This window comes from Paenibacillus rigui, assembly GCF_002234615.1.
Taxonomy (GTDB): domain Bacteria; phylum Bacillota; class Bacilli; order Paenibacillales; family NBRC-103111; genus Paenibacillus_S; species Paenibacillus_S rigui.
In genome coordinates this window covers 1-9,154 of sequence record NZ_NMQW01000041.1, presented here as the reverse complement: position 1 = coordinate 9,154, position 9,154 = coordinate 1, and the positions used below count along the sequence as shown (strand labels likewise).

The 9,154-nt window shown below is 48.5% G+C and carries 4 protein-coding genes; all 4 read left to right on the top strand.

The features are described from left to right. A partial coding sequence (locus CF651_RS24585; protein ID WP_144029105.1) for an S-layer homology domain-containing protein occupies positions 1–360 on the top strand: 360 nt, incomplete at its 5' end. A 743-nt stretch (positions 361–1,103) separates the two neighbouring features. Then, entirely contained in the window at positions 1,104–3,251 is a 2,148-nt protein-coding gene (locus CF651_RS24580; protein WP_094017535.1) for a sensor histidine kinase, read from the top strand. A gap of 7 nt (positions 3,252–3,258) precedes the next feature. Continuing rightward, positions 3,259–3,963, top strand: a complete 705-nt coding sequence (locus CF651_RS24575) for a response regulator transcription factor (protein WP_094017534.1) — start codon at positions 3,259–3,261, stop codon at positions 3,961–3,963. A 401-nt stretch (positions 3,964–4,364) separates the two neighbouring features. Next, the coding region (locus CF651_RS24570) for an SdrD B-like domain-containing protein (RefSeq protein WP_144029104.1) at positions 4,365–9,154 on the top strand (4,790 nt) is incomplete at its 3' end.

Genomic DNA, 9,154 nt, shown 5'->3' with positions numbered 1-9,154 from the left:
AACTGGGCTAAAGGAGCTATTGAGAACCTTGTAGCGGCAGGGGTAATCAAAGGCTACGATGACGGTACGTTCAAACCGGATAAAACGATTACACGTGAAGAAATGGTTGTCATGCTGTCCCGCATAGTAAATCTTAACGACTTGGCGAAGGACACTACAAAAGGCAATTTCAATGATCTGAATGGTTCTTATGCAGCCGGTGATATCAAAGCAGTAGCGCAGGCAGGTATCGTTAGCGGTAAAGGGGATGGAAGATTCGAACCCAAGAGCAATGCCACACGTGCAGAAGCGTTGCAGATCATCTTGAATGTGCTGGAGCTTAACCCACAGTTGAAGACGTTGTTGGATTCACTTAGCTAGTATCTGTGAAGGACGCCCGATCGGGGCGTCCTTCATTTCGTTATAAACGAAAAACCCCAGCTCGACTGGGAGTTCAAAAAGCTTATAGCTGTGAGTAGTCATCCCTTGACCTTCAATGATAATAGCCCGACCCAATGATTCGTAATAGGCAAATCGAACGCACCTTGTCGGGTGTATTCGATTTCGCCTTAGAGATGATACGCATATCCGTATTTATCCGGCACCTTTGTGATTTCCCTGATGTTATGCAAAGACAAGGTACGACCCACCGCAATGAATACAGTAAGGTAAGTAAAATAAGAGCCTGCTCTTGGTGGGCCTTTGTGTTTACATCGTGTTAGAATCTATTTGAATCCAGTACGTTCGAGATTTGGTCTAACTTATTTTCTTATCCCTCATGATAAGGATGCGATAATAGTAGTTCCGTGCAATTTGAGCTTATTGTCGTGCAAGTATTGTTTAGTAATCGTGATCGAATGTAGGATCGCTAACAAGATAATGTCAAACTCATGGTGTATAATTGATTGATATAGTAAAGGGGATTCGAATATTCGCGTAGAATAAGTCTGTGGAACTATAGCAAAAGAAAACCTGGTTACCAGCTTGGAAGATAAGCTTTTCATCGTGATGTTTGTGTTCAACGCCCCACAGATATTTGCAGGGCACATTTTCCTTTAATGATGTTATTGTTTAGATAATTAACTAACATATCGCGCATCTTGTAGATTGGGGTCGGTTTCACAATGAGGGGGATTCTCCGGTTCGGTTCTCGTACTATCTTGCTTTATATAGCTGCTGCCGTTGTTGTTGGTTTGGTTGCAAGCTATGTCGTCATCCCTGCTCCGGACTCCCCTAAGCTCCAAAGTAAAGAAGGCATTCTGGATTTAACGCAGGTTCATGTCAGTGAGAATCCGCAAAAGTTAACAGGGGAGTGGGCGTTCTACTGGCAAGAGCTGCTATCGCCTGAGGAAATACAGACTCGTTCGGCAAGGGAGGGAAATAATAACCGCTGGATCAGCATCCCGAGCTCCTGGCCAGGCTATCGGTTAGATGGTCAGCAGTTGGACGGTACAGGCTTTGCAACCTTTCGGGTGGTCATTGAGCTTAGCGAGCAGGATCGAAATGAGCGGCTTGCTCTGCGGCTGCCTACCATCTTTTCTGCGTATAAATTATGGGTGAATGGCGAGCTGCTGGCGGAAGTTGGCGTGGTTGGTCAGGATAAGAGCAGCGTGACACCGCGTCTGGCAACGAAGCTGGTGTTCTTCCAGCCCAGGAATGACAGGGTGGAGCTGGTTATGCAAGTAGCCAACTTCCATCATAAGCGAGGCGGCATCACCAAGTATATAGAGCTGGGCGGCAGTGATGTGTTAACGGTCAGGACCAATCTGAAAATTGCCTCAGAGATGTTCGTAACTGCAAGCCTGCTGGTGATTGGCGTATATCACCTGCTGTTGTTCGTGCTACGACGCAAGGACAGGGCTCCATTGTATTTTGGTCTGTTCACCTTGTTGCTCGGTATCCGATCCTTGCTGGTCGGCGAGCTCTTGCTCACACAATTGTGGCCAGCTTTTCCATGGGAATTGCAGTTCAAGATCGAGTACCTGATTCTTTGCAGCAGTGGTTATATCATCACGATGTACTCTGATTGCATTTTCCCTAATTATGTGTCGCGATGGTTTCGTCTTGGCAGCCGGATCGTAACCGGCGCACTCTGTCTAGTTGTTCTGGTGACCCCTGCACTAATATATTCAAAATTGTTACTGATAATCGGTGTAGTCGTTGTTCTTCACATGGTGTATCTGATGGTAGGGCTGGTCCAATCGGCTGTGCGGCGTATGGAGGGAGCGCTGATCTTCCTGCTGGTGTCGGTGGTTGCTCTTGTTACCGTCATCAACGATTTTTTATATTACAACGAATGGTCACGAATCGGAAATACCTCTCCGCTTGGTCTGTTGGTGTTTACGATCGCACAGATGATGCTGCTTTCTTCCAGATTTACGAGGGCGGCATCGAACGAAGAGAGGATTGCACGTGAGCTGCAGGATGCTAACAACAAGCTGACCGAAATGAATATGAATTTGGAACGGACCGTGCAGGAACGCACACAGGCCTTATCCACAGCTCATGATGATCTCCGCACTTCGTATGACCGGTTGCTTCATTCCGAGCAAGGGAGAAAGAAGCTCCTCGCCTATATTACGCACGATCTGCGTACGCCGCTGTCTAGCATGCTTGGTTATGTAGAAGCTGTGCAGGACAGGGTCAAGCCGGAACGTAATGAACAGTACCTGAAGTATATCCGGGATAACACGATAAGGATTAACCGCATGATCGAGGAGTTGTCCTTCTTGTCGCATCTGGAGACAGGACAAGTCTCGTACCAAATGGAGCCGGTTCATGTGATTCACTTCTTGCGCCGGTTCTATGAACAATATGGGCTGGTTGTGCGTGACGCAGGGTTGGATTTCATGCTGGATATCGGAGATGTGGAAGATCAAGGACCCAACTTGGCTGTTGTCGAGATGGATGTGCAAAGACTAGAGCAGGCGTTGTTCAATCTAGTGTCGAACGCAATGAAGTTCACCTCTAGGGGTGGGCTGGTGCGTCTTGCGCTAGCTGTGGACGAGGTGAATCATACCCGCTATGCGATAATCAGCGTACAAGATTCTGGCATGGGTATTCCGCCAGATCAGCTCGAGCAAATCTTCGATCGCAATTACAGGTATAATCGACCGGGTATGGAAAAGGGAGTAGAAGGCAGCGGGCTCGGGCTGGCGATTTGCAGGGAAATCGTACAAGCGCACGGAGGGACGGTTCGAGCGGAGAGCGATGGTCAGACGGGGTCGATATTCTATGTATCGCTTCCTTGTATTGTAGAAGAAGGAAGGTGACGGTGTGATGGACACGCACAAAATTATGATCGTCGATGATGATCCCCATATATGCGAGATTGTTCAGGCGTATTGCGAGAGGGAGGGTTTCATATCCTCCTACAGCTATAGCGGGACAGAAGCCATGAAGCTGCTTGAGTCTTTCGAGCCGGATTTGATTGTACTGGATGTACTGCTGGCTAATGAAAACGGCATTGATTGGTGCAGGAACGCACGCAGCTACACGAATGCGCCGATCGTGTTTCTGAGCAGCCGTGAGGAAGACGAGGTAAAAATCAGCGCATTATCCGATGGCGGTGACGATTATGTGACCAAGCCTTTCAGTCCGGGAGTACTCATGGCCAAGATCAAGGCTCATCTTCGCAGAGTGTCGGCGGGCAGACGGGAACAACTGCTGGAGTTACCGGGTTTGACGCTGGATTTCTACGCGCAGTCCGTCAACATGGGTAGTGAAACCATCTTTTTATCGAAAAAAGAGTTCAGTCTACTGTCCTATATGGCACAAAACGTGAATCGCGTCGTCAGTGTCGATGCGTTGTTTCAGTTCATCTGGGGAATGGAGAGTCTGGAGGATACGAGAACGGTTGCTGTACACATCAGTAATTTACGCAAAAAAATCGAGGCTGACCCTGCCAATCCTGAGAGAATCGTTACGATTCGGGGGACAGGATATATGCTGGTTGCCAGAAGTGCGTTGCAAGTGCAAATTTAAGGTTTTCTTTAAGTTTCATAGATAGGCTAATCAACCGTGATAGAATAATGGAGGCTTTTGACGAATCTTGTATGTTTCGGGTGGTTGGCGTGTTTGTATGAAAGTGATCGAAAAAGCAATCTTAAGGGTGTATGTAACTAGTAGAACAAGTAATCCGTCTGTTAATTTATATGGTACGGATACAGCTAAAATGGAAGGATGCGCTTGGGGATACGGATACGAACTTCGACGGGGCGCATGACGTAACGATATCTGGCGTGGCCGCGCCAGTCTTGGTGTAGGTTAAAAAAGGGGGAACCAATTTGAAGAAGATAGCGGTATTATTGTTGGCTTTAATTGTATGCGCACAAACCTTCGCTCCTGGTACAAGGTCATTCGCATCATCCGTAGAGGGGATTGTTATGTCTTTATCTACGAACAAGTCTGTCGTTGATTCGGGTGAAGAATTCAGCTATCTCATTAACTATTCTGCCTCATCAACTAGTGGAGACTTTACAAACCCTAGTATTTCATTGCTTGTGCCGACAGGAGTAACATACACGGGAAAAACGGACAGTACGATTACGACGAGTACAGTTACCGATTCAATTGATTTTCCGGGGCAAAAGAAGGTCACATTTCAATTTAAAGGCGGGATTTTGCCTGCAGGCTCAGCCGGTCAGCTTGTGGTAAAAGGGAAGTTTGAGAATTACGTTACGCCCGATGGCACATCGGCGGCCACGAAAGCTGAATTCACGGCAACTGACAACAACGGCGATCTTGTTTCAATGGAATCCAATGTGGCGACGGTGACTTCCCAGGGATCCGCGCCTTGGAGTATAGAAATCAAGAAAATCGCTCCAATCGTAGAACCTTTTAAAGGCTCCGATGTGCAGTATGAAATATCCTTGAAACCCAATATCGGAAACGGGAACGGATTGCTGGATATTACAAATATCGTCGTTACAGCAAGCTTAGATAACGGCGCAGTATTCGTTTCGGCTGACAATGGTGGGACGCTCGGTCCAGATAATACCGTAGTGTGGAATTTAAGCGACAACCTTCGGAATGAGAAGAAGCTGAAGCTTGTTGTCAATTATCCTGCATCCATGACAGCGATTGAAGCAGCTTTACGTGCAGAGATGCAAGCAACGCCTCTTGGTGGAACGCCCGCTACAATTAGTTCCAGTGTCACGCATGTCTTCGCAGCATCGCCAATTGATGCGGGGACCTCGTTTAATTTCTATACCAACGAACAAGAAAGATCACCTGGTCAAACCGTAAGTCTGTACCTCTCTGGCTTATCCAACAAAGCAAACGTATCGGTGGATAGTGGTGTATTAGAAATAATGACGCCTACACTAACGGAATCGGGTACACCGCTCGGACTGCAACTGCAAACGATCAAATCAGCCCTTTTTTCAGGTATTTTGGAATATGATTTGTATTACACGTTAGACCCTTCATCGGGTGTTTGGGAATATTGGGGCAAACCGAATGCAAACACTGCCACAACTTATGACGCGACAGCAATCGGGAATATCAAAGGTATTCAGGTTAGATTTGGAACTTTACCGATAGATTGGAGCCAATTGAGTAATTTCGAGTTTACGTATTTGCTTGATCCCACGACTCCCGTGCCCTTGAATTCAAGCGATAGCATCCGTTCGTCGGCTAATTTTAGATATGTTTTTGACGGAGTTCCGAAGTCAAGTTCTGATGATAGCGTGACTTCCATCGTAAATAATCGTCCGCTGCTCGAGCTGCAGAATACCGTTAGTAAAACAAGCGCAGCTCCTGCGGAAACCGTGACTTATACCTTATCGGTTACGAATCACGCTCTGCTAAGCTCTGACGCGTTGGATAACCCTGTCATCCATACGATTTTGCCGGCCGATCTGGAATACGTTCCTGAATCGTGGTCAATTGTTAAACCAGCAGGCACTCCCGCTGATCCAACCTTCACAGCAGTGCCCCAACCTTCGGGTGAAACGAAATTGACCTGGAGTTGGGATGATAGTAACCGGGGAAAACTGTTCATCGGCGAAAATGTACAGATCCAGTTTAAAGCGAAGATAAAACCGGGAACAGCAGCCCAGATCGTAACGAATACGTTTGGCGTAGCATCGCCGAATTACTTGAATGACGTTAACTACCGCAATCAAAAAACAGCCGGTACGACGACTTATAGCGTGGAAGCAACAAGTAGTATAAATGTTGAAGAAAGTACCGCTCTCCAATCCCGGATGTGGGTAAAGGGAGAGTTGGATGCAAGCTGGTTGGAAACGACGGGATCAACGACTCCCGGCGGACAAGCGTTGTATCGATTGGAAATCCAAAATATCGGCAATGTCGCAATGAAGGAGCTCGCCATCGTAAATCCGTTTCCGCGCATTGGCGATACTGCTGTTCTTAATGGCAGTATCCCGCGTGGAAGCCAGTGGGGTCCCGTGCTCATGGGAGCGGTCAATGTGCCAAACTATGTGACGGTGCAATACTCAACAACGTCTGGCATCACGATGAATCCGACAACAGCAGCGGATAATGGCATCTGGACGGCAAGTCTTCCTACTGATCCGACATCGGTAACAGCAATTAAATTGATATTTGATAGCAGCTATGTGATCAATCCACTGAGTACGACGACTTTGGAATGGGCGATGAGAGCGCCAGTCGGGGCGCCAACCGGCGGCGAGACCGCTTGGAATTCTTTTGCTTATCAAGTGAAGAATGCATCAGGGCAGTCCCTTTTACCGGCAGAGCCTAATAAGGTCGGAATGAAGATTCTGAGCTCGCCGAAAGCTTCGATCGGAAATTTCGTCTGGCTGGATTCGAACGAGAATGGAACGTTCGACGACGGGACAGAGACGGGGTTGGATGGCGTAACCGTCGAGCTGTACGACGCAAACGACACCAAACTGGCAGCAACGGTTACCTCCAACGATTTTCAGAATCGGCCAGGCGCTTACTTATTCCCGAATCTCGAACCAGGTAATTATAGGGTGGTCTTTAAACCGGATTCTTCATACGAGGCAGTGAACTCGGACCTCATTACATTGGGAGCCGGGGAAAATTACCTTGTCCTTGATGCAGGGATCGTGCCTAAAAAAGGGAAGATCGGCAACTTGGTATGGATCGATGCGAACGAGAACGGGTTGCAGGATGCGAGTGAGTCAGGGTTGAATGGCGTAACCGTTCATCTATACAACGGGTCAGGCACGCTGCTGGCCACAACGACATCAGCAACGTATAACGGGCAAGCCGGGCACTATGTATTCGATAATCTAAATCCGGGTAATTATCAGGTTGAATTTGTATTGCCGTCAGTTGAATACGGATTTACAGGGGAAACTGCAGGTGCCGATCAAACGATAGATTCTGATGCCAATCCGGCAACCGGGAAGACATCGGTGTTCTCGCTGGCGCTAGGGGAAAAGAACCTCACGGTTGATGCGGGTATCACTCAACTACCGCGGTCTGGTACACAAACAGCTACAGCATCAGCAGCAACGCTGACACCTGTTGCTGGCGCAGACAATACGATTACGCTGACTGTTAAGGATGCGCTTGGGAATACGGATATGAATTTCGACGGGAATTATAACGTGACCATCTCTGGCACGGAGCAAGCGCCGAAGGGTTCATACGGAAGCTTTGGTGGAACGGTGTTAAAAGGTGGAACGCAGACGATCAGCGTGAGCTTCACCGATGGCGGAGCTATGCCAGTCTTGGTGCTGCACAAGGCTGACGAGCAGACGATTGGGTTCAGCATCGCTGACGTAGCGACACCAGCGACGAACACGCAGGCGATTACGCCAAGTGTGGGTAGCTTGTCGGCGATGGCATTGACGCAGGATATTACAGCACCTGCAGCGAATGGCGGTCAGTTCGCACAGCAGCCGACCGTGACGCTTGTCGATGCATTTGGCAATATACGAATAGGGGATAATAGCACGGAGGTGACCGTGCTGAAGAAGGATACGGGTGCGTGGACGCTGACTGGAACCGCGACGGCAACAGCGAGCGCAGGTATCGTAACCTTTACGGGTCTTGGCGCAACGAACACAGCTGCGGTGACGGGGGCGCAGCTCGCGTTCGATGCAACAGGTTTGACGCAGATTGCGAGCCAGACGGTGACGCTTCCTGGGCCTGGGGTAACTGCTCCGATTGTGGAGTCTGCTACAGCGGGAGACAGCCGCGTGCGTTTGACTTGGAGTGAAATGCCTGGATCAGTCACTTACGCCGTATATCAGGGGACGGCTTCTGGCACTTATGGGGATGCGATCGCTACGGTGACTGGGACGGTATATGATGCCGTCGGATTAATGAATGGGATAACTTATTATTATGTTGTGAAAGCCATAAATCCATCTGGAATAAGCGCAGCATCCAATGAAGTGAGCGCGACGCCGCAAGTTTCAACACCCGGAGCACCGATACTGGATCGCGCCACACCGGGGAATAGACAAATAAGGCTATCATGGAGTCCGGTGATCGGTTCCACAGGGTATAAAGTATTCAAGAGTACGACTTCCGGAGCGTATGGATTAGAAGAAGCTTCAGTCAGTGATTCGGTATACGGCTATGATGTAACCGGACTAACGAATGGCACATTGTACTACTTTGTTGTTAAAGCTACGAATCCGGGGGGAGACAGCGTTGCGTCTAATGAAGTGAGTGCAACATCTCGAGCTGTTTCGGGACGGGGGTCTGCTCCAGAGCAAACACCCGTTCCTCCACAGCAGACGCCTATTCCTACAGAACAGACACCTGTTTCTCCACAGCCTAAGGTTGGTGTATTTATCAGTAGCATTGTTAATGAAGCCAATTTAGTAAATACGATTGAATCCAAAGTAGCGGAAGCGAAGGAAGCAAACGCTACAATTGATTTTGCTGACACGCAAGGGCACTGGGCGGAGAAGACGATCGATATCTTCGTCAAATTGCAACTGATTGATGGCTACGAAGATGGTACGTTTAGGCTGGACAGTCCTATCACACGCGCTGAGTTTGCAGTGATTCTGAATCGCGCGTTCAATATCCAAGGTGGCAGCAATACGAGTATTGTATTGAAGGACATTGGTGACAACTGGGCTAAAGGAGCTATTGAGAACCTTGTAGCGGCAGGGGTAATCAAAGGCTACGATGACAGTACCTTCAAGCCGGATAAAACGATTACGCGTGAAGAAATGGTTGTCATGCTGTCCCGCAT